The organism is Flavihumibacter fluminis, from assembly GCF_021491375.1.
Taxonomy (GTDB): domain Bacteria; phylum Bacteroidota; class Bacteroidia; order Chitinophagales; family Chitinophagaceae; genus Flavihumibacter; species Flavihumibacter fluminis.
Window position 1 is genome coordinate 292,104 of record NZ_JAKEVY010000002.1, and the last position, 21,207, is coordinate 313,310.

A 21,207-nucleotide genomic window follows, 5' to 3' on the forward strand; every position below is an offset into this window, starting at 1 on the left:
AATGCTTTATTTTTAAGAATTCCTAAATCAAATAACCTCAATATGAACGTCCTCAATCCATTCGAACAAGAGAAGAAAAAGCTACCTACCATGTTGAATGTGCTGACCATTCTGACCTTTATTGGCTCTGCATTTCAGCTGGTCTCTATTCCGCTTTCCAAGTTTGGAATGAACTTCGCCAAAAAAGCACTGGAGAACCCGGAGGCACTGGAAGCCATGAGTGAAAAAGAAGTGTCTGATCTGGAGAAAAGCGTACGTGTATTTGATTTAATGGAAGCCAATTCAACTGCACTCTGGATCGTAACCATCCTGGCGGCAGTGCTGTGTATTTACGGCGCCATCCAAATGAGAAAACTGAAAAAAGATGGATTTTTTATTTATGCTGTAGGGGAAATTCTTCCGGTTATTGGATTTACCATCATTCTTGGTTTCTCCAATGTATTCATTGGAACCAGCAGTTATGTTTCCAACCTGGGACTTCCACTTCTGTTTATTATATTATATGCAACCCAGCTCAAACATTTGAAATAATTATTTCAGCAATTGCAATTGCATTTTACGCACCCGGTCTTCCAGGCTTTCGGAGGATAATTGCTCCCGCTTGCTGTCTACTTTGATCGGGAAGCAGAATGGCGTCAGTTTTTCAGGAAAACGCAAAATGATCCGGCTCTGTTGTATCCGTTCGAGCATATTTCGCAAACGGGTTTCTTCCATTTGCTGGTCAAATACTTCCTGATAGGCCTGCCGCATTAAGAGATTATCCGGCTCGTATTCCTGGAATACTTTAAATAGGAGCGAGGCACTTGCCTGTAAGTGTCTCGCTTTTTTATGTTCACCCGGATAACCCTGGAACAATAAGCCACCGATCACTGCGATATCCCTGAATTTTCGTTTAGCCATCTCCGTACTGTTCACACTTCGCTGGATATCTGCAAACAGGTTATCTGTACTGAAGAGTTCATACACATTGGTATCATCCACCGGGATGGGCTGATCACTCAATAATTCAAATCCATAATCATTCATTGCAAAGGAAAAGCTGATGGGCTGAATTTTACTGATGCGGTAAGCCAGGATGGCGGCCATCGCTTCATGCACCAACCTGCCTTCAAATGGATATACATATAAATGAAATCCATCTTTCGTTTCAATCTGTTCAATCAGTAATTCATTTTCTTCCGGTACCTGGCTGAGTTGATTCTGCAATTCAAACAAGGGAGCCAGCGCATAGAGTTCAATATTTTCTGGTCCCGCTTTTCCAGCTTCGTTTAAGGTATGCCGTAAGAGTTGTCCCAGGTTGGCAGACAAAGGCATGCGTCCCCCCATCCAGCTTGGTACAATCGATTTTTTACTGCTTGATTTTCGCACCAGCACGGTCATGTCCTTGATCATCACCAGCTCCAGGTTTCTTCCCGCCAGGGTAAAGACTTCTCCCGGTTCCAGTCTGGAGATAAACCATTCTTCTATCACACCGACATATCCACCGGATACGAATTTCACTTTCAGCATGGCATCACTTACTATGGTTCCAATATGCATGCGATGCCGCATGGCTACCCGTCTGCTTGTAATGCGGTACAGCCCATCAATCAGTTCTACTTTTTTGTATTCATCGTACTGCTGCAGTGCTTGTCCGCCATGTACGAGAAATTGTAATACCTGTTGCCATTCTGCTTTCGTCATCTCTCTGAAACAGAAGGTGGATCTCACTTCACGAAATGCCTGTTCAGCATTGAATCCCTCTGAAATGGCCAGTGTGCTGAGGTATTGAATCAGGACATCATAACATAACAGGAAGGGCTCCCTGGATTCAATCATTTCCTTATCCATGGCGGCTTTCAATGCGGCAGCTTCCACCAGTTCCAGTGAATGGGTGGGAAGAAAATAAATTCTGCTTACCGCACCCGGTTGATGACCACTTCTTCCGGCACGTTGTAAAAAGCGCGCGACTCCTTTTGGGGAACCAACCTGTATAACAGTCTCGACTGGCCGAAAATCAACACCTAAATCCAGGCTCGCTGTACAGACCACACATTTCAACGTACCTGCATGTAAAGCGTCTTCCACCCAGAGGCGCAAATCCTGCTCAATACTTCCATGGTGTAAGGCGATGGCACCTGCCAGTTGCGGCGCCACATCCAGAATAGTCTGATACCAGCGTTCACTCATCCCCCTGGTATTAATAAAGAGCAGGGTAGTAGTGCTCGCTTCAATGATGGGAATTATTTTTTCTACCAGCTTCAATCCAAGATGACCTGCCCAGGGATATTTTTCAATTTCATCAGGCAGGATAGAAATTAGTTCTGTTTGTTTGGGTAAACGGGCCCTGACGATCGTGCCTGGTTGTTCCAATGGCGATAACAATACCTCCATTGCCTGTTCCAGGTTACCGATGGTGGCAGATATGCCTACTATAGAAAAACTCAGTTCAGTTTCTTGTTCTTTTCTGAGTGCCGCTATTCTGCACATGGCCAGTTCCACCAGCACTCCCCGCTTGCTGCCAATCAGTTCATGCCATTCATCTACAGCAATAAGCCGAAGTGATTTTAAAAAATCCGGATACCCTTTCTGTGCCAGCACCAGGTGTAGGCTTTCAGGTGTTATGATTAGTATTTCCGGCGATTTTCTTTTTTGTTTCTGACGTTCACTGGTTGGGGTATCACCATTTCGTATACCCACGGTCCAGGGAATACCTAAGGCCTGCAATGCTTCTTCCATAGCGCGCCCGATATCTTTTGCCAGTGCTCTCAGAGGAGAGATCCACAAGAGCTGCAGCGCCTGCGGTCGTTTACTTCGGAAGGTTTCCGGATGTTCATTGATATATTGAATCAGGGCACCTAAAAAAACAGAAAATGTTTTTCCATATCCCGTAGGTGCATTTACCAGTCCGGATGAACCCGACAATATCAACTGCCAGGCTTCTTCCTGGTAGTCGAACGGGGTTCTGTTGTTTTCGGCTAACCAATCCCGTATGACCTGATATCCTATCGTTTGCCGGAGCTTCAATACTTAGATGGTTTTGAGATACTCCAGTACCGCCTTGCGTTCTGTGTCTGTTAGTTTATCGCCAAAATAGTGACCATAATTGCCGTACCCTTTCAGGGTGGTATTATAGATCTGGCTGCCACCTGGTTTATCTACCACTTTGTATTCCCAGCTCATGGTTTCGATATCATAGCGGGGTTTTTCAAAATTGCGTTGCCAGTAGGTGGGCCGCAGTTTGCTGTTCAGCACGGCTTCCAGTGTAGGTACTGAACCATTGTGCAAATAAGGGGCTGTGCTCCAGATACCATCCAGTGGTGGTGCAATATATCCATTGAAGGGCACCAGGCTTGCAGGATGATCTCCCTGCGCAAACCAGCTTTTATTGAACCAGTTTACAAACTGCGGATTCTGATAATTGCTCTGGTACAAGGCCGAATCCGTTTTAATGATCGAAGCGGGAATTAATAAATTCGGATACTCTTCTTCTTCACCATATTTCCCATGGCATTTCGAACAGTTATCAATAAAAAGTATACGCCCTTTTTCAGCCAATGCCTTATCCACTTTTCCAGGATAAGCAGGTGGGCGCAGGTTGTTGATATAAGCGAGTACATCACTGATTCGGCGATCCACTTCAGCTGCTTCAGAAGAGTCGGTAACAGTTAGCAGGTTGGATGCCATCAGAAATCTTCCAAAATCACCGCGACCGAATCCATTGTAGAACATGGCATTCTTTTTCCGGAGCAACCACCAGGCTGGTACATCACTGGGAATTACTTCTTTCGGGATATCCATATAAGCAGAGTCGGACCATTTCAGTGTTTTGGGATCGCGATGTGCCACCAGTACTGCAGCCAGCCGGTCTGCTGCATTTACACCCCGTACGGCAGTTGTCAAATAGGGACCGATGGTGCCTGCCACCTGCAGGAAGTTTTTGCTGGCTTCGTATTTGGCAGGAGCATTGGCTTTCATCATGGTGCCCATCATCTTGATGGCTCCCGGATTTAATTGTTGTCCCATGGAAAAATCGATCAGGGTATTGCCCATGCCTACTATCAAGGAATCATTAAACACCTGCGCATGGCATTGCATACAGTTGGGAGCCACCAGGTTTTCTCCATTTACAGCTTTCACCACGGTATAATCATGCGGTACGGTTGCATTCAGTCCGGTTCTTTTCAGGTAATTCTGCTGCTCCTTGCCTTTGCCCATCAGGAAAAAATCATAGGGAATACCTCCTTTTACATAATCTCCGGTGGTCAGGTAGTCAAATCCTTTGGCAGCATCACCGCTTCGTTGTTTGGAAGGAGGAATTGGCACCGGTTTATCTGGATTCAGCGCGGTTGTATGGCTGGTTAGCAACACCACGCCACTGCCGGCAAGCAGCACCAGTAAAAAAAAGATTCGGGTAAGCATAATTGCAGTATTGTTCCTTAATCTAACAAATTTCAGGCGTTGGCGGTTTTAATCTGCTTTATCATTGCCAAATTGTTGCAATAATTGCTGCAGATCCTCCAGCGTGTTGATATCCTGCACGGTTTTATCTTTTCGCCAGCGCAGGATTCGGGGGAAACGAAGTGCCACTCCACTTTTATGCCTGGAAGAAGCTGCAATTCCTTCAAATGCGATCTCAAAAACCAGTTCGGCTGGCACGGTTCGAACGGGACCAAATTTCTCCAGTGCATTGCGTTTCACAAAGGCATCCACTTCCAGCAGTTCCTTATCCGTGAGTCCTGAATAAGCTTTGGTGAAAGCCAGCAGTTTATCCTCCTTTCGCACTGCAAAAGTGTAATCTGTATAGAGATTGCTTCTGCGCCCATGGCCTTTTTGTGCATATATCAGTACGGCATCAATAGTCATGGGATCTGTTTTCCATTTCCACCAGTCGCCCCGCTTCCTGCCTACCTGGTATACCGAGTCCTTTTTCTTCAGCATGATGCCCTCGGCTACAAACTCTCTGGATCGGCTTCTGAGTTCCGCCAGCTCTTCCCATGTATTAAAGATCACCATAGGAGAGAGCAGTAGCTTAGGGTGTTGCACCTGGGCTACCAGCGCTTCTAATTTGCTTCTTCTTTGTTCCAGGGGCTGATCCCGCCAGTCGGTTCCTTCCCATTCCAATAAATCATAAGCGAAAAAATGGATGGGTGCTGCTTCCAGTTGTTTTTTAGTGATATTCTTTCTGCCAATCCGGGTTTGTAAGAGTGCAAAGGGCATGGGTTTGCCTTCCATGAAGGGCAGGATTTCACCATCCAAAACCAACCCGTCGGGTAAGGCCTCCAGTAATCCCTGATACTCCGGAAATTTCTCTGTTATCAATTCTTCTCCCCGGCTCCAGACAAAAAGTTCTCCGTTACGTTTGATTAATTGTCCGCGTATGCCATCCCATTTCCACTCTGCCTGCCAGTCGGCCGGATTCCCCAATTCAGCCAATACCCCTTCTATCGGATAACACAAATAAAAAGGGTAGGGCTTGGAGAAATCGGTGGCTGCAAAACTGCTGTCAAGCAATTGTTGCAAACTCGTCTGGCGCGGATCCCACTGACCGCTGATCAGGTAGGCCACCTGGCTTTGTTCCAGTTGTACCAGTTTGGCTAGTGCCTGCACCAATAATTGTTGCGATACCCCGATTCTGAATCCCCCGGTTATTAACTTGTTGAACACAAATCGTTCTTCGCGATTCAATTCATCCCAGGCCTGCAGTACAAATGTTTTTTTTGCTTCTACTTCCTGGTCGCTGAGTGCTTGCAAAGCCTCCAAATATGCCTGCAGAGAATGACTGGATTCATTAGTGGGAGGTGGCAATAACAAGGCAATGGTTTCAGCCAGATCCCCTACGGTATGATAGGATTCTTCAAATAGCCAGGCAGGTAAACCGGTTTGTTCAATGCACCATTCCCGGAGATAGGTGCTGCTGACCGTTCTTTTAGGCCGCCTTCCGGTGAAGAGTGCGATTACCCAAATAGTATCGGCTTCCGGTGCTGTTTCAAAATATCGCAACAGGGCTGCCAGCTTATCATTGGTTTTGGTACTGGAACCCAGTTGCTGCACCAGCTCAGCAAACAGGCGCATGCCGGTAGTATTATTCCTGCTCTTCGGTTCCATAATCCGTTTGAATTTCTTGTGCTTCGATTCCCTGTTCAGTTAAATACCTCGAGAAAGCTGCCTGGAAACCATGCGTTACATATACAGCAGATGCCCCTGTTGCTTTGACAGCAGTTTTCAATCCATTCCAGTCGGCATGATCACTTAACACAAATCCGGCATCTACATTTCTTCTGCGGGCATTTCCTCTGACCTGCATCCAGCCACTGCAAACAGCAACTTTAACCGGACCGAATTTCTTCAACCAACTACTGCCATCTGCACTGGGTGGTGCTACTACTATCGATCCCTTCAGTTGATTTCGGTTAGGCTCGACCGGTACACGTGCTACCGGAGTTAAATTCCATCCTGCCTGTATCAGTGTTTCCTGCACATTGGCGATGGCTCCATGTGCATAAATGGGTTGTTGCAGGGGAGCTAAACAACTGATGACGCGTTGCGCTTTTCCCAGGCTATAAGCCAGCAATACAGAACTGTATCCTGCCGCCTGGTTATCCAGTACCCATTGCCTGATTTGCTGGTATATAATTTCCTGGTCTTCCCATTGGTAGATGGGCAATCCGAATGTCGATTCTGTTATAAAATGATGACAGGATACCGGTTCGAATGGTCCACTGATCCCATCCGGCACTACTTTATAATCGCCACTTACTACCCAAACTTCTCCTTTGTGTTCCACCCGCACCTGGGAGGAACCGATGATATGTCCGGCTGGATGCAAACTTACCCTAACCCCATTTATATCCAATTGCTCTCCCCAGTCCAGTGATTGTACGTCCACCGGACCGAGTCTCAAATGCAGGAGTGGGGCAGTATCCGGGTGACAGAGATAGTGGTTGCTTCCCCAACGTGCATGATCACTGTGGGCATGTGTGATTACAGCCTTCTCCACAGGTTTCCAGGGATCGATATAAAATCCACCTGGGGGGCAATAGATTCCTGAGGGGGTGAAGGTGAGCATAGGAAGTATGAAGTATGAATTGAGAATTATGAAGTACGGGAGCGGCGGCAGCGTTCACTGCAATATTTCACTTCTTCCCAAACCGCGGCCCATTTTTTTCTCCAGGTAAAGGGCCGGTTACAGGTAATGCAAATCTTCTGTGGCAGATTGGCTTTTTTGACTTGCTTCATAAACTATTAACAACCCTTCAGCCGGGAAGGTTTATGCAAAAGCCAGGCCCGCCTTAATTCACTGTCGTGATCGTTCCATTCAGGAGTTTGACCACATACATTTTTTTATTTTCGAAATAATCCAGTTGTTGTTCCTGCTTATTGAGTAATACAGGCTGGATATCAAAATCAGTGAAGACCTGGTATTTTTTTTCTCCGAGTCCCAGTGCGAGGTTTGGCCCCTGTTCTGCTACCATTTTGCCAAAGCGATACATCACCTCATACCCGCGGAATACCATATCACTGGGACGTGCAAATAATTTATCGCGGAAATGATTGGTGATGGAGACACTCAAAGAATCCGTCCGAACAGGATTGAATGGTATGGTATAAAAGATTTCGAGGTCTTTGTATTCATCGCTTTCAAAATCCCGGATGCCATCCCAGGTAGGCATACCCATAATCTGAACAGGATAGGTTTTATTGAGTTCTGCTAAATGGCCGGCGAGTTTTCGGGCAAACTGCACATCCAGGCTTCCTGCTACTGCCAGCGTATTTTTGGTGCTATCCAGGTAGGGAAGCAGATTCTCTGCTTCGAAATCAGATGGCAGGGTTACATATTTCAATTTCAACTGGGCGCCTGGCTTGGATTTCTCCACATCAGTCAGGTATCCTTTTAAGCGCGTTTCCTGTGCGCCATTTCGGGTGAATACGATGATGGAGGCCTGGTTTCTTTTTTTCTCAAGGTATTCATAAATACCCTGTGCATGGGTAGCCAGTGTACTGTTGAGAATCACCATGTAGGGGTTGTTCGTGACGCCGGCATCATTGGGCAGGTTTACATTCACAAATGGCACCTGCTTTTTATTCGCAAAATCAGCCCAGGGCCTTACTTCATTATTGCCGATATGTCCAACCAGCAGATTGGCATTCTGAACTGCCGGATCCTGCATTAAGGTCTGCAGGTTTCTGTTCGAACGGGTATCAATCACGTTCACATCCAGCTCCACTTTTTCCTTATTCAGAGAATCAATGGCGAGCTGAACTCCTTCGTAAAATTCAAGTCCGGGTAATAAATAACGCGGAAACTGTTTCCCAAAGCGATATTGTCCTCCTGCATCAAATGCAGAATCGAGGTACAGCGGCAGCAGAAAAGTTACTACCTGCTTTTTTTTAGTTAGTTGTTGTGGCAGGGTTACCAGTGCACTGTCCTGGGCAAATACCGGGACAATCATTGAACTCATCAGAACAATCGTAAGAAAAAAAAGCCTGCTGTAATTGCGCATGTGCCTTGGGTTTAGTTACTTATTCCCATTCAATGGTAGCTGGTGGTTTACTGCTTATATCGTATACCACCCGGTTGATACCACGAACATTGTTGATTATATCACTCGAAATATGTGCCAGAAAATCATAGGGCAGATGAGCCCAGTCGGCAGTCATCCCGTCAACGGAAGTTACTGCTCTGAGCGCAACGGTATATTCATAAGTTCTTTCATCGCCCATAACTCCTACACTCTTTACTGGCAGCAGGATGGCGCCTGCCTGCCATACTGATTTATATAAGTTGTGTTCTTTGAGTCCGGAGATGTATCGGTGATCGGCTTCCTGGAGGAGTTTAACTTTTTCTTCTGTTATTTCACCGAGGATGCGGATGGCCAGCCCTGGGCCCGGGAAAGGATGACGATCAATTAATTCGTCCGGAATTCCCAGCTCACGACCTACTTTTCTTACTTCATCCTTGAAGAGATAGCGCAGGGGCTCTACCAGCTCCAGGTGCATCTGCTCCGGCAATCCACCCACATTGTGGTGAGATTTGATTGTTACAGAAGGACCGTGAACAGAAACACTTTCAATCACATCCGGGTAAATGGTTCCCTGGCCAAGCAATTCAATTCCTTCTACCTTTTTGGCTTCTTCCTGGAAAACATCAATGAATAATTTTCCGATGACTTTTCTTTTAGCTTCCGGGTCGGTTTTACCTGCCAGTTCCGAGTAAAAGCGATCTTTTGCATCCACCCCTTTTACATTCAGATGAAGATTGTCTTTATAGGTTTTTAATACCTGCTCAAATTCTCCTTTTCTGAGTACACCATTGTCCACAAAAATACCATAGAGCCGGTCGCCAATTGCTTTTGAAATCAGTGTTGCAGCCACGGTACTGTCCACACCACCACTAAGTGCCATGATCACTTTACGATCACCGATCTGCTTTTGCAGGGCAGCAACTGTATCTGAAATAAAATGGGCTGGTGTCCAGTCCTGCGAGCAACCACATACTTCCACCAGGAAGTTGCGGATCAGTTTTTTTCCTTCGATGCTGTGGTACACTTCCGGATGGAATTGCACAGCGTATAAGATTTCCTTGTCGTCATTTTTACGAAATGCTGCAATGGGGATGGATTGCGTATCCGCCAGCAGTTCAAATCCGGCGGGGATTTCTTTCACGCTATCTGCGTGACTCATCCACACCTGGCTTTGTTTGGACATGCCTTCGAAAATCCGGTCATCTTTCAGAATTTGAAGGATTGCCCGGCCATATTCGCGCTTGCTGCTTTTTTCTACTCTTCCTCCGAATTTTTTTGCCGTCAATTGGGCGCCATAACATACTCCCAAAACCGGAAGTCGGGAAATCATGGACTGAATATCCACATCCGGGGCGTTTTCATCATTCACAGAAAATGGTGATCCTGACAGGATAATCCCTTTTAAGCCGGGTTCATATTCGAAAGGTTTGTGATAAGGGATGATTTCGCAATATACATTGGCCTCCCGTACAGCCCTGGCAATCAATTGGGTATATTGAGAGCCAAAATCGAGGATGAGAATTTTTTCAGTCATGGTGGCGCGAAGTTACAATCTTTTTCCAGCCCTTCAGATTCCGGTAACTTTTTACAGGAACGGGCGTCTAAGACTGTAAATATTTTGTTTTTTTGACTAAATAACCTCACATGAAAAAAATTTTAATGGCTGCTCTCCTTGTCAGTCTTGGTTTCTCCGCCTGCGTATTCTCTACCGGCAAAAAAGTAAGGGGGGATGGAAATGTTACCAGTGCAAATCGTACGCCCGGTTCCTTCTCAGAAGTTGAGCAAAAAGGATCTTTTGATGTGGAACTGCTGGTAGGTGATCAACATGCTGTGATGTTGGAAGGAGAGGAGAATATCATCTCGAAAATTGAAACCTATATAGATGGTTCTACGCTGAAGATCCAGACTGAAGATGGATTTGATCTTCGTCCAACCCGGGATGTCCGGATTAAAGTAACTGCTCCTTCTTATAAGAAAGTGTACTCCTATGGTTCCGGAAATATTGTTTCTCAATCGATGGTGAAAAATGATGAGCCTATCGAAGTGGGAACCAAGGGCAGTGGTGATATCAAAATGGAAATCATGGCACCCGAAGTAACTGCCTCCATCTATGGCAGCGGCAATGTTACCCTCAAGGGAGAAACCAGGAAAGTGACCCTGGAATGTACCGGCAGTGGAGATTTAAATGCGGTTGACCTGCTTTCTGAAGAAGCCAATGTGGATATTAAGGGAAGTGGTAATGCCAGTGTGAACTCCAGCAAAAGCCTGCAGGTGGATGTGAAAGGCAGTGGCGATGTACGGTACAAAGGAAATCCTTCCATTCGCTCCGATATTCATGGTAGCGGAAACATTAAAAAACTGGATTAAGCCTTACTTGTCATAAAACTGCTGGTGCACCAGTTTGCCATTGCGATCATAGGTGGCCAGTGAACGGATGCGGCCCTGGGGATCATAATAAGACCAGGTGCCGCTTCTTTTTCCATGAGTATAGGAGCCGGAAGCGCGCAGTAAACCTTTACTTAGCCAGTGTTCCCAATGACCTTCGCGTAATCCGTTTCTGTAATAGCCAGAGTCTTTGGGTGTTCCGTTTGGAAAATAATTCATGTACAATCCATGATGCAGGCATTCCTTGAAGGGAGCCATATAAGCATTATCGCCTGCCTGCTCATTGATCTGCACACTTGCCAGCACCAGGCTGTCGATGGGGACGGGAGGCAGTTCCTCATGCCTTTTTCCATACAGGTGCCAGAAAGATTGAATTGGGGAGGTTGCCTGCGTGAGTGCATTTCGATCCTTCTGTGCTTCCTGGGCCAATGGCAGCAGCACATGTTTCGGATGTTTTTTTATTTCCTGCTTTACGCGTTGCAGTTTGGTAGCACTGTAGGTTCTGATAAATCTCGGTTGTCCATTGCTGTACCAGCCTTTCCATTCGCCATCAGGAATCCCCATTATGAAATTGCCTTTGTCCCGGATTTGAGCTGAATCAAACCAGCTCTGGTACAAACCATGAGGCAATTTTCGTTTATAGCTTACCGTGAAACGATACCCGTTTGAAGCAGCATTTCCATCCTGTTGGCCAGACCATAACAGCGCAGAGCCACTCCCGATAAGTATCAGCCATGTATAGAGTATTTGTTTCATGGACGCAAGTACTTGTTCAGGCACAAGGTAACAAGCCGATGGTAATCTAGTTCAGGCCTCATTATATTCTAATCTTTCTTAGCGTACCACCCGGTACACAGGGTAGCGGTTATGACCAGGTTCGAAATAGGGAGAATTTTTAAAGATAAAATCCAGTTGCTGACCGGCTGATTTGGCAAAACTGGTATCGGTTGCCTTTTTGTCTTCCAGTGCTTTTTGTAATGCCGGATTTTCTTTCAGGTATTTTTCTGCCGTGTCTTCAAATACATAGGAGCTGTATCCTTCTTTTTGTCCAAGTATGGGATCGAAAAAATTCCAGGTAAAATAGGAATCCATTCCCTGTGGCTCTAATACTTCTACCAAAAACCGGTTGGCTCGCTGGTTGAGAGGAATGTACCAGTCGCCTTTGCGAAACTGAACTTTTTCCTTGTGCGTGCTAACCTTCACATTGGTATTCAGGTGATGGCCCTCAAATGCTCTGGAAGATGGTGTGTACTGGTCAATTTTATAATACTCCACTTCCAGGGTGGTATCTTTTACCAGGGGGATCATCGTTACACGGTTGAGCTGAAGGAGTTCTGCCACTTTCCACCAGCCCTGCGGAAGGATATAGGCCGCTGGTTTGGATACTTCCTGTGCTACCTCATACTGATTAAAGAACCGGACGGTTTTCTCGAAAGGTTTGTTGCGATCGTAATAGAGTCGGGGCAGGCCGGATATACCACTTGGTTTTTTGCCCGCCTCATACCCTTTAAATACCAGGTCGCTCCATTTGTCACGATTCAGTTTCCATTGTAATGCAAATTGATCCGCCTTCTGTTGTTGTTCAAAACTTTGGCGGATCAGCGACTTGATGGTACCAGCATTTTCAGACACGAAACTTACAAAGGATTCCATCAGGGCATAGGTTGCGTCTACCCGTTGCGGATAGGGTTTGAGCATATGGGTTTCGGGTACAAAAGCAAAGCAGTTCCACAGGCTGGCATAACCGCTGGAATATCGCGGGCCTTCCAGGAATTCCGGCCAGCCGGATTCAGGAGTATCACCAAATGCATTCACATAGGGGATCAGGTCGTAACCGCGCTTTTTCATGAGACTGTATAATCCGGGTTCAAACTGTTTATTCATAAACTCGCCCATCACACCTCCCAGTTTATTATGCTGGGAAGCAATCAGCGTCATGATGTGTTGGTAATCCGCGCCATTTGAAACATGGTTGTCTATGAAAACATCCGGCTGGAGATAATGAAAAATCTGAACAAAACTGCGGGCTTCCCGGGTGTCGTTTTTTATAAAATCGCGATTGAGGTCGTAGTTCTGGGAATTGCCCCTGGAGCCAAAAGCAGCCGGACCATTCTGATCCACCCGGTAATAAGGAGAGCGGTTCAGGGCTCCTCCAATATTGTAAACCGGAACAATAGCCAGGGCCACATTATCCGGGATTTTCTTTTTGCCCTGGATCAGGTCGCGCAACCAAAGCATGCTGGCATCAATACCGTCAGGTTCACCGGGGTGAATTCCATTGATAATGAACAGTACCACCTTCTTCTGGCGATGCCATAGAACCGGGTCAGCTGATCCATCGTTTGAATAAAGTGCGAGGTGCAATGGGTGGCCGGCATCTGAGGGACCCATGGTTTTCAATGTCAGGCGACTTGATTGCTTATCCAGTTGCTGGTAATAGCGAATCACTTCCGGGTAGGTGGAAGTTTCTGCTCCTTTCGTTCTTTCATAAGGGGTAGGGGCGAGCTGTGCCTGGGATTGACAGCAATACATAAGAAGGACCAGTAAGATGCGGGGAGCTTTCATTTCCAGTGAATTAAGACGGGAAAATAAACAAAAAAAGGTCCAGTCTGGTGACTGGACCCGTATTTAGGTCAGATAGGTCGGGATCGAAATTGCTTATGCTGAAGCCACAGCGTTGGCACGCTTGGCGAGCTTGCTCTTCAGGTTGGCAGCCTTATTCTTGTGAATAACACCGCGCTTGGCCAGCTTGTCAATCATAGAGATCACGTTCGGCAAAGCTTCATCAACCGCTTTCTTTTCAGTAGTGGCCCTCAGATCACGAATTGCGTTACGGGTAGTCTTACCGTAGTAACGATTTCTATCACGGCGCTTGGCTGCCTGACGCACATCTTTTTTGGTTGCCTTATGATTAGCCATTCTTCTAAATTTTGGACGGCAAAGGTAATGGGAAAACTAAATACTAAAAAATAAAAATTAAAAAAAGTGATGGATATCTGAAAAACAACCCTTTTAACGTTTGTTAAACCGATTTGCAAATTACCGGTTTGAGTGGCTTTCTTCACTTCTTTTCCCGATATTTGCTGACCCATTTTTTACCCGTAAACAGGGCTATCCATATGAAGGATTTTTCGTATATAACCAATTCGTCTCCAGCCTTTATTGAATCACTTTACCAGGATTTTGTAAAAGATCCGGCTTCGGTTGATCCCGAGCTTCGGAAGTTTTTTGAAGGTTTTGACTTTGCAGTAGAACAGGGCCATGTAAATGGAAAGGAACAGGCGGTTTCAGGGGGAGCTACAACTCCCGGATTACCTGCTGATCTGGATATCAAAAAGGAGATTGCGGCTTATCGCATGATCCTGGGGTACCGGAACAAGGGACACCTGATTGCTAAAACCAACCCTATTCGTACACGCCGCGATCGTGGTGCCAACCTGGATCTGGGCTTTTTTGGTTTTACAGAGGCAGACCTGGACAGACAGTTTTATGCTGGCAACAGGGTGGGGCTTGGCACAACCAGCTTGCGGAATATCCTGGCTCACCTCGAAAAATCTTATGCGTCTAAAGTAGGTATTGAATTCAAATACATCAGCGACCAGGGTAAGGTAGACTTCCTGACCAATGCAATGGAAAAGGATTTTCATAAACCCCTGACGGTAAAGCAGGAAGAGCGAATCCTGGAAAAACTCAACCAGGGAGTAATCTTCGAGAAATTCCTTCATACCAAATATATCGGGCAGAAACGCTTTTCACTGGAAGGAGGAGAAACTACTATTGCCGCCCTGGATGCCATTATCAATACTGCTGGTTCTTTAGGGGTTCAGGAAGTGGTAATCGGAATGGCACACCGGGGCCGTCTGAATGTACTTGCCAATATCATGGGTAAAACCTATGAACATATCTTCAGTGAGTTTGAGGGAACCGCAGTAATGGACCAGACCATGGGTAGTGGAGATGTTAAATACCATATGGGATACAGTTCCGATGTGCAAACGCCCGATGGTAAAACAGTGCACCTGAAACTGGCACCCAATCCTTCCCACCTCGAAGCTGTTGATCCGGTAGTAGTTGGATTTGCCCGCGCTAAAGCGGATGTACTATATGGAAGTGAGTACGATAAAATTCTTCCGATCTTAATTCATGGTGATGCTTCCATAGCCGGACAGGGAATCGTGTATGAAGTATTGCAGATGAGCAAACTGGAAGGCTATAACACGGGTGGTACCATCCATTTTGTAATAAATAACCAGATTGGTTTTACTACTGATTTTGATGAGGCAAGAAGTTCGGATTACTGTACTTCTCTTGCCGCAACTGTGCAGGCACCGGTACTTCATGTAAATGGTGATGATGCGGAAGCAGTAGTGAAATGTGTAGAAATTGCCACCCGTTACCGCCAGCAGTTCAACCAGGACATCTTCATTGATATGGTTTGTTATCGCAAACATGGTCACAATGAAGGCGATGATCCGAAATTCACCCAGCCTGGTTTATATGCGTTGATTGATAAACATCCTAATCCGCGTGAAGTATATGTTACCCACCTGCTGGAAAGCGGAGATACAGATGCAAGGCAGATGGCCCAGGAAATGGAAAAGAAATTCTGGAGTGATCTGCAGGATCGCCTGGATGAGGTGAAACAAAATCCACTTCCCTATAAATACCAGTTGCCTGAGAAGGCCTGGAGAAGTTTACGTCGGGCAACTGAAGATGATTTTCATGCATCGCCCGTAACTGCTATCAGCAATGCGGATTTTGATTTATTATTTGAACAGTTAATGCAATGGCCTGATGACTTTAAGCCACTTAAAAAAGTGGATAAGATCATCCAGGACAAAGTGAAATTATACCAGGAAGAAGGAAAAATAGATTGGGCTACCGGTGAATTACTCGCTTATGCATCCCTGTTATTACAGGGGCATGACGTGCGGATGAGTGGCCAGGATGTTCGCAGAGGCACTTTCAGTCATCGCCACGCAGTATTGAGAGATGAAGAAACGAATAAGGCCTACAATCGCTTGAGCAGAATTCCCGGTGCAAATGGACAATTCCGGATTTATAACTCTCTGCTGAGTGAATATGGCGTGCTGGGTTTTGAATATGGTTATGCGATGGCCAATCCGCTTAGCCTGGTAATCTGGGAAGCACAGTTTGGAGATTTCTGTAACGGTGCCCAAACCATGATTGATCAGTTCATCGCAGCTGGTGAACAGAAATGGAACCGCATGAATGGGGTAGTATTATTATTGCCTCATGGATACGAAGGGCAGGGACCAGAGCATAGTTCTGCGCGGATGGAACGCTTCCTGCAGATGTGTGCAGAGTTGAACATGGTGATTACCAATATTACAACAGCTTCCAACTTCTTCCATGCATTGAGAAGGCAGATCACCTGGCCTTTCCGCAAGCCTATGATCAATTTCTCTCCAAAAGCGAACCTGCGTTTGCCGGATACCTATTCAACGAAAGCCGATTTCACTACAGGCTCTTTCAAAGAAGTAATTGATGATGCATCAGTTGAAAATGCAGGTGCCATTCGAAAAGTATTGTTCTGCAGTGGTAAAGTGTATTTTGATCTGGCTGCCAAAAAGCAGAAGGAAGGAGTGAAAGACGTAGCGCTGGTTCGGGTAGAACAATTGTATCCGTTGCCTCAAAAACAATTGGATGAATTGTATCAGAAATACAATAAAGCAACCTGGTTCTGGGTGCAGGAAGAACCATTGAATATGGGAGCAGCTTCTTTCCTTAAAATGAACCTGGCTACCATTAATTTTGGAGTGATCAGTCGCCAGCCAAGTGCATCTACCGCTACCGGTTATGCGAAAGTGCATGCACAGGAACAGGCGGAGATTATTGAAACAGCTTTTTCGATATAGGAGGTGAATGAATAAAATTATTACTTTGAATTTTGATTTATGATAGATATAAAAGTTCCGACAGTTGGGGAGTCTATAACAGAAGTAACGCTTATCAAGTGGTTAAAACCAAATGGTAGTTATGTTCACCGGGATGAAGTAATTGCCGAACTGGAAAGTGAAAAAGCGACCTTTGAACTCAATGCAGAACAGGCAGGTATCCTGGTTACCAAAGCAGCTGAAGGTGATACCATCAAAATCGGAGATGTGGTTGCATCCATTGATGAAACTGCTGTAGCGCCTGCAGGTAATGCCCCGGCAGCTAAAGCAGAAGAGCCCGCAAAGCCAGCTGCAGCACCTGCTGAAGCAGCTCCTGCAAAAGCTGTTGGAAAAGGTATCATTGAAATGAAAGTGCCAACTGTTGGTGAATCTATCACAGAAGTGACCCTGGTTAAATGGTTGAAGAAAGAAGGTGACCTGGTTCAGCGCGATGAAGTGCTGTGTGAACTGGAAAGTGAAAAAGCGACCTTTGAACTGAATGCAGAAGATGCTGGTCAACTCAGTCAGAAAGCCAAAGAAGGCGATGTAATCAAAATTGGAGATCCAATCGCTTCCATTAATACGGATGTGGCTGTTCCTACTACTGCCACACAGCCTGCTGCTACTGCAGCTAAACCTGCCGCACAGCCTGCTGCCACCAATGCACCGGTTACTGCTGTTCCCAATGATGTTAAAGCAACTCCGGTTGCTGCAGCTATTATTGCTGATAAAAAAATTGATCCCAAATCGGTACCTGCCAGCGGTAGCGGTGGCAAGATCCTTAAGAATGATGTGCTGGAAGCACTGAATAATCCGGGCCGTAAACCCGGTGCTGAACTCTTCACCCGCAATGAAAAGCGGGAAAAGATGAGCAACCTGCGTAAGACCATTTCCCGCCGCCTGGTTGAAGCTAAGAATACAACCGCCATGCTTACCACTTTCAATGAAGTGGACATGGGGCCAGTTATGGCTTTAAGAGCTCAGTATAAAGACAAGTTCAAGGAAAAGCATGGTGTGAACCTTGGCTTCATGAGCTTCTTCACCAAGGCTGTTTGTTTTGCCCTGCAGGAATGGCCTGCTGTGAATGCTTACATTGATGGAGACTCCATCGTTTACCATGATTATTGTGATATTTCCATTGCAGTTTCTGCACCAAAAGGACTGGTAGTACCGGTTATCCGGAATGCAGAAAGTATGGGTATGGCTGATATCGAGAAAAAAGTTGTGGAGCTCGCAACCAAGGCCCGTGATAATAAACTCACCATAGAAGAAATGACAGGTGGTACGTTCACGATCACCAATGGAGGTGTGTTTGGTTCACTCATGAGTACACCTATCATCAATATTCCGCAGTCAGCCATTCTGGGTATGCATAAGATTGAAGATCGCCCCATGGCAGTAAACGGTCAGGTGGTAATCAAGCCCATGATGTACCTGGCGCTTAGCTATGACCACCGCATTATTGATGGTCGTGAATCTGTAGGGTTCCTGGTTCGGGTGAAAGAATTGCTGGAAAAACCTGAACAACTGCTGTTCGGTAAGGATCCTGTCAAGACCTTGCTGGAACTCTGATGTTTGCCCGTGCACATCTGGTAGTTGCATTGCAACTTGTTCAGGGCTACACTGGTGATATCCCTTTTGTACACCATCTCAAACAGTATTTTTCAACGCATAAAAAACATGGCTCGCGCGATCGTAAACAGATCGCGCAGCTTTGTTATTGCTGGTTCCGGTTGGGTCATGCACTCAAACACCTGGAACCGGCTGACCGGATGATAGCCGGGCTCTTTCTCTGTTCAAAAGACCCCAATGGTTTGTTGCAGTCTTTGCATGAGGAATGGAATGAAAAAACAACGCTTCCGACAGAAGCTAAACTTGCGTTGATTGATCCTGAAAACAGTCTTTCACTTGCCGCATTTGCTTCAGCGCTATTCCCTTTGCAGTCGGCATTAAGTGCCGGCATAGATGCCACAGCGTTTGCCTGTTCACATCTTGAACAGCCTGATTTATTTATCCGTATTCGTCCGGCATACCTGGAGTCGGTTCAGAAAAAACTGAGCAAGGCCGGTGTTCCCTTTATTATGGAAACCATTGATGGTTGCAGGCTTCCGAATGGATTTAAGGTTGAAGAATTGTTCCGTTTGAACCAGGAACTGGTGGTGCAGGACCTGAATTCACAACGTGCGGGTGCGATGGTGGAGGAAATAGTCGGCAGTCTGCGTCAACAGGAAGACCTGGCTATCTGGGATGCCTGTGCCGCCAGCGGAGGTAAATCCATTTTTGTGTTTGACCGGTTACCTGGCGCCCGACTAACAGTGTCCGACATACGTAGTTCTATTTTACAGAATTTATACCAGCGTTTCCGCCAGGCGGGACTTTATTCATATTATGGCTTTGTGGCTGATTTATCTGATCCGGCCAAAGCAGGAGAGGAGTACAGGAAGCTGGCACTGCAACAGCTGATCCTTGCTGATCTTCCCTGCACCGGTAGCGGTACCTGGAGCCGGACGCCGGAACAGCTCTGTTTCTTTGATCCTGGTGCTATTGATAACTATGCTGCCTTACAGAAAAAAATCCTTTCATTGCTCATTCCCAAACTGGCAGATGGAGGCTACTTACTCTACATTACCTGCTCTGTATTTAGTAAGGAAAATGAAGCGAATATCAACTGGCTGCTGGAAACCTATCCGCTTCAATGTTTAAAAATGCAGACGCTGAATGGCTATTCGGAAAAGGCGGACTCCATGTTCGCGGCATTACTGCAAAAGTTGTAGGTTTATAGGATGAGAAATCGTCTGTTCTTCTGCGTTATTTTACTTGTCTGTTTTGCATTTTCCCTTCAGGCCGCAACGGTGGATACATTGCTGACCCGCAGTGTGTCCATGAAGAAGGATATCAAAGCGGTGGTAATCAAACCGGCTGGTTATGAAACCGGAAAACGGTTTCCGGTAGTTTATCTTTTACATGGTTACAGTGATAATTATCGTGGCTGGATTGAAAAAGTGCCTGTTATAAAAGAAGATGCGGACCGCTATAATGTCCTGATTGTTTGTCCGGATGGCGGTTACAGCAGCTGGTACTGGAACAGCCCTGTTGATCCTGCTTTTCAATATGAAACCTATGTGGCAGAGGAACTGGTAGCGATTATCGATCGTCAGTATAAAACCAATCCAACAGCTGCCGGTCGTGCTATTACCGGCCTCAGCATGGGAGGACATGGCGCATTGTATCTGGCTTTAAAACATCCGGATGTTTTTGGTGCAGCGGGAAGTATGAGTGGGGGAGTAGACATCCGCCCATTTCCAAATAACTGGGATATGGCAAAAAGGCTCGGATCATATGCTGAGAATAAAACACGATGGGAAGAAAATACTGTGATCAATTTGCTGCACCTGGCACAACCAGGTAAACCAGCCTTGATGATCGATTGCGGAACGGCAGATTTTTTCTTCGCTGTAAATGAAAGGCTGCACCAGGAATTACTGTATCGCAATATTCCTCATGAATACATAACAAGGCCGGGGGCACACAACTGGGACTACTGGAAGAAAGCAGTTCGTTTCCAGCTTTTATATTTTCATGAATTCTTCCGGGAGAAAAACAGTAATAGTTAATTGTGGCTGATCAGGCGTAAGCGAATACCTCCTCCCTCAGTTCTTCCATAAGGGAAGGGTTGCGCCGGATTACCCAAATTGTCCAGTGTTCTGGCTGAATAGGTCCAGTAGCGAAGTTCCTTATAGATCAGTCCCAGTTCTTTTGCATACACTTCTACACTATAGGTTCTGTAGGCATCCAGGTCTGGATCCTCTGGTTTTTCATTCTGCACACCGAGGGCTTCATCTGCCTGCAATACGGTTATTGTATTTTCAAATGGAGTATCAAAGGGACTAAAAGATTCGCCGATGGAAGAATAACTATATTCCCAGGCATCCAGATAATCCAGCGGACCACCCGGAGTAGTATTAATATGGGAATTCCCCCGCCAAACGGTATTCAGGTCAATTGGAAACACCAGTTTCTGAAAGCGAAGATTGTTTTCGATTACTTCCACTGCTTTTCTCATTGGAGTAATCATATAGGTCATGTTCGGAGTCCACGCATTTTCATCAGTACTGTTGAGAGGGCGCAGGTAACGGAAGACCCTCCAGCTGGGTCTGCCCAAATTATCAGTGATTTCAGCATCAACTACATCTTTGGCCTGGTAGCTGATAGTTGTAAAAGCGGTATCGTTAAAAGGAGTTTTGACAATGGAATCCAGCTGATAGATCAGGGTTTTGCCAGGTTCCAGCACCATATAGTCGGAAACATCTTCAAAATCCGGATTGGCTGTTTCTTTGCCGCAGGCAACCAGTGTGATCAACCCGGCCAGTAGCAGCCAGTTTCCGATTTTTTTTCTCATAGCGATGTAACGATTTTCCGGT

17 protein-coding genes are annotated in these 21,207 nt (G+C 46.0%); 6 read left to right on the top strand and 11 right to left on the bottom strand.

Annotation, left to right across the window (positions count from 1 at the left end; translation table 11 throughout):
- Window positions 1–42: 42 nt before the first annotated feature.
- Window positions 43–531, top strand: a complete 489-nt coding sequence (locus L0U88_RS07535) for a hypothetical protein (RefSeq protein ID WP_234865184.1) — start codon at window positions 43–45, stop codon at window positions 529–531.
- Here the strand turns inward: L0U88_RS07535 and L0U88_RS07540 are convergent, their stop codons facing one another.
- Genes L0U88_RS07540 through guaA form a run of 7 tightly spaced genes read right to left on the bottom strand, consistent with a single transcriptional unit; the run spans window position 532 to window position 10,038 of the window.
- Window positions 532–3,006, bottom strand: coding sequence for a ligase-associated DNA damage response DEXH box helicase (locus L0U88_RS07540; protein WP_234865187.1), 2,475 nt, complete (start codon window positions 3,004–3,006; stop codon window positions 532–534). It abuts the gene before it with no gap.
- Between the two features lie 3 nt (window positions 3,007–3,009).
- Window positions 3,010–4,401, bottom strand: a complete 1,392-nt coding sequence (locus L0U88_RS07545) for a c-type cytochrome (protein ID WP_234865189.1) — start codon at window positions 4,399–4,401, stop codon at window positions 3,010–3,012.
- A 48-nt stretch (window positions 4,402–4,449) separates the two neighbouring features.
- Window positions 4,450–6,087: an ATP-dependent DNA ligase gene (locus tag L0U88_RS07550; RefSeq protein WP_234865191.1), complete on the bottom strand. Its 1,638-nt coding sequence runs from the start codon at window positions 6,085–6,087 to the stop codon at window positions 4,450–4,452.
- Window positions 6,065–7,048, bottom strand: a complete 984-nt coding sequence (locus L0U88_RS07555; protein WP_234865193.1) for a ligase-associated DNA damage response exonuclease — start codon at window positions 7,046–7,048, stop codon at window positions 6,065–6,067. The genes L0U88_RS07550 and L0U88_RS07555 overlap by 23 nt, the downstream gene beginning before the upstream one ends.
- 26 nt (window positions 7,049–7,074) lie before the next feature.
- On the bottom strand, window positions 7,075–7,218 hold the full coding sequence (locus L0U88_RS21050) for a DUF2256 domain-containing protein (protein WP_353620639.1): 144 nt from the start codon (window positions 7,216–7,218) through the stop codon (window positions 7,075–7,077).
- A 53-nt stretch (window positions 7,219–7,271) separates the two neighbouring features.
- Window positions 7,272–8,483, bottom strand: a complete 1,212-nt coding sequence (locus L0U88_RS07560; RefSeq protein ID WP_234865195.1) for an ABC transporter substrate-binding protein — start codon at window positions 8,481–8,483, stop codon at window positions 7,272–7,274.
- A gap of 19 nt (window positions 8,484–8,502) precedes the next feature.
- On the bottom strand, window positions 8,503–10,038 hold the full coding sequence (gene guaA / locus L0U88_RS07565; protein ID WP_234865197.1) for a glutamine-hydrolyzing GMP synthase: 1,536 nt from the start codon (window positions 10,036–10,038) through the stop codon (window positions 8,503–8,505).
- A 110-nt stretch (window positions 10,039–10,148) separates the two neighbouring features.
- On the opposite strand from guaA, the gene L0U88_RS07570 reads away from it, so the two are divergent.
- Entirely contained in the window at window positions 10,149–10,871 is a 723-nt protein-coding gene (locus L0U88_RS07570; protein WP_234865199.1) for a head GIN domain-containing protein, read from the top strand.
- Window positions 10,872–10,874: 3 nt separating this feature from the next.
- Here the strand turns inward: L0U88_RS07570 and L0U88_RS07575 are convergent, their stop codons facing one another.
- From L0U88_RS07575 to rpsT, 3 genes are all read right to left on the bottom strand, one after another.
- Window positions 10,875–11,645: a toxin-antitoxin system YwqK family antitoxin gene (locus tag L0U88_RS07575; RefSeq protein WP_234865201.1), complete on the bottom strand. Its 771-nt coding sequence runs from the start codon at window positions 11,643–11,645 to the stop codon at window positions 10,875–10,877.
- 78 nt (window positions 11,646–11,723) lie between these two features.
- The gene (locus tag L0U88_RS07580; protein ID WP_234865203.1) at window positions 11,724–13,454 is read right to left on the bottom strand and encodes a M14 family metallopeptidase; all 1,731 of its coding nucleotides are present in this window, start codon (window positions 13,452–13,454) and stop codon (window positions 11,724–11,726) included.
- Between the two features lie 93 nt (window positions 13,455–13,547).
- Window positions 13,548–13,808, bottom strand: a complete 261-nt coding sequence (gene rpsT, locus L0U88_RS07585) for a 30S ribosomal protein S20 (protein WP_234865205.1) — start codon at window positions 13,806–13,808, stop codon at window positions 13,548–13,550.
- 200 nt (window positions 13,809–14,008) lie between these two features.
- Here rpsT and L0U88_RS07590 point away from each other — a divergent pair, with 200 nt between their 5' ends.
- Genes L0U88_RS07590 through L0U88_RS07605 form a run of 4 tightly spaced genes read left to right on the top strand, consistent with a single transcriptional unit; the run spans window position 14,009 to window position 20,400 of the window.
- The gene (locus tag L0U88_RS07590; RefSeq protein ID WP_234865207.1) at window positions 14,009–16,768 is read left to right on the top strand and encodes a 2-oxoglutarate dehydrogenase E1 component; all 2,760 of its coding nucleotides are present in this window, start codon (window positions 14,009–14,011) and stop codon (window positions 16,766–16,768) included.
- A gap of 39 nt (window positions 16,769–16,807) precedes the next feature.
- The gene (odhB, locus tag L0U88_RS07595) at window positions 16,808–18,358 is read left to right on the top strand and encodes a 2-oxoglutarate dehydrogenase complex dihydrolipoyllysine-residue succinyltransferase (RefSeq protein ID WP_234865209.1); all 1,551 of its coding nucleotides are present in this window, start codon (window positions 16,808–16,810) and stop codon (window positions 18,356–18,358) included.
- Window positions 18,358–19,560, top strand: a complete 1,203-nt coding sequence (locus tag L0U88_RS07600; protein WP_234865210.1) for an RsmB/NOP family class I SAM-dependent RNA methyltransferase — start codon at window positions 18,358–18,360, stop codon at window positions 19,558–19,560. The genes odhB and L0U88_RS07600 overlap by 1 nt, the downstream gene beginning before the upstream one ends.
- 9 nt (window positions 19,561–19,569) lie before the next feature.
- Complete coding sequence (locus tag L0U88_RS07605; protein WP_234865212.1) at window positions 19,570–20,400, top strand: alpha/beta hydrolase; 831 nt, start codon at window positions 19,570–19,572, stop codon at window positions 20,398–20,400.
- Here the strand turns inward: L0U88_RS07605 and L0U88_RS07610 are convergent.
- Entirely contained in the window at window positions 20,397–21,185 is a 789-nt protein-coding gene (locus L0U88_RS07610; protein ID WP_234865213.1) for a hypothetical protein, read from the bottom strand. The genes L0U88_RS07605 and L0U88_RS07610 overlap by 4 nt on opposite strands.
- Window positions 21,186–21,207: the final 22 nt, after the last annotated feature.

Coding starts and splice junctions, on each gene's coding strand:
- L0U88_RS07535 (WP_234865184.1), top strand. CDS start 43: ATGAACGTCCTCAATCCATTCGAACAAGAGAAGAAAAAGCTACCTACC.
- L0U88_RS07545 (WP_234865189.1), bottom strand. CDS start 4,401: ATGCTTACCCGAATCTTTTTTTTACTGGTGCTGCTTGCCGGCAGTGGC.
- L0U88_RS07550 (WP_234865191.1), bottom strand. CDS start 6,087: ATGGAACCGAAGAGCAGGAATAATACTACCGGCATGCGCCTGTTTGCT.
- L0U88_RS07555 (WP_234865193.1), bottom strand. CDS start 7,048: ATGCTCACCTTCACCCCCTCAGGAATCTATTGCCCCCCAGGTGGATTT.
- L0U88_RS21050 (WP_353620639.1), bottom strand. CDS start 7,218: ATGAAGCAAGTCAAAAAAGCCAATCTGCCACAGAAGATTTGCATTACC.
- L0U88_RS07560 (WP_234865195.1), bottom strand. CDS start 8,483: ATGCGCAATTACAGCAGGCTTTTTTTTCTTACGATTGTTCTGATGAGT.
- guaA (WP_234865197.1), bottom strand. CDS start 10,038: ATGACTGAAAAAATTCTCATCCTCGATTTTGGCTCTCAATATACCCAA.
- L0U88_RS07570 (WP_234865199.1), top strand. CDS start 10,149: ATGAAAAAAATTTTAATGGCTGCTCTCCTTGTCAGTCTTGGTTTCTCC.
- L0U88_RS07575 (WP_234865201.1), bottom strand. CDS start 11,645: ATGAAACAAATACTCTATACATGGCTGATACTTATCGGGAGTGGCTCT.
- L0U88_RS07580 (WP_234865203.1), bottom strand. CDS start 13,454: ATGAAAGCTCCCCGCATCTTACTGGTCCTTCTTATGTATTGCTGTCAA.
- rpsT (WP_234865205.1), bottom strand. CDS start 13,808: ATGGCTAATCATAAGGCAACCAAAAAAGATGTGCGTCAGGCAGCCAAG.
- L0U88_RS07590 (WP_234865207.1), top strand. CDS start 14,009: ATGAAGGATTTTTCGTATATAACCAATTCGTCTCCAGCCTTTATTGAA.
- odhB (WP_234865209.1), top strand. CDS start 16,808: ATGATAGATATAAAAGTTCCGACAGTTGGGGAGTCTATAACAGAAGTA.
- L0U88_RS07600 (WP_234865210.1), top strand. CDS start 18,358: ATGTTTGCCCGTGCACATCTGGTAGTTGCATTGCAACTTGTTCAGGGC.
- L0U88_RS07605 (WP_234865212.1), top strand. CDS start 19,570: ATGAGAAATCGTCTGTTCTTCTGCGTTATTTTACTTGTCTGTTTTGCA.
- L0U88_RS07610 (WP_234865213.1), bottom strand. CDS start 21,185: ATGAGAAAAAAAATCGGAAACTGGCTGCTACTGGCCGGGTTGATCACA.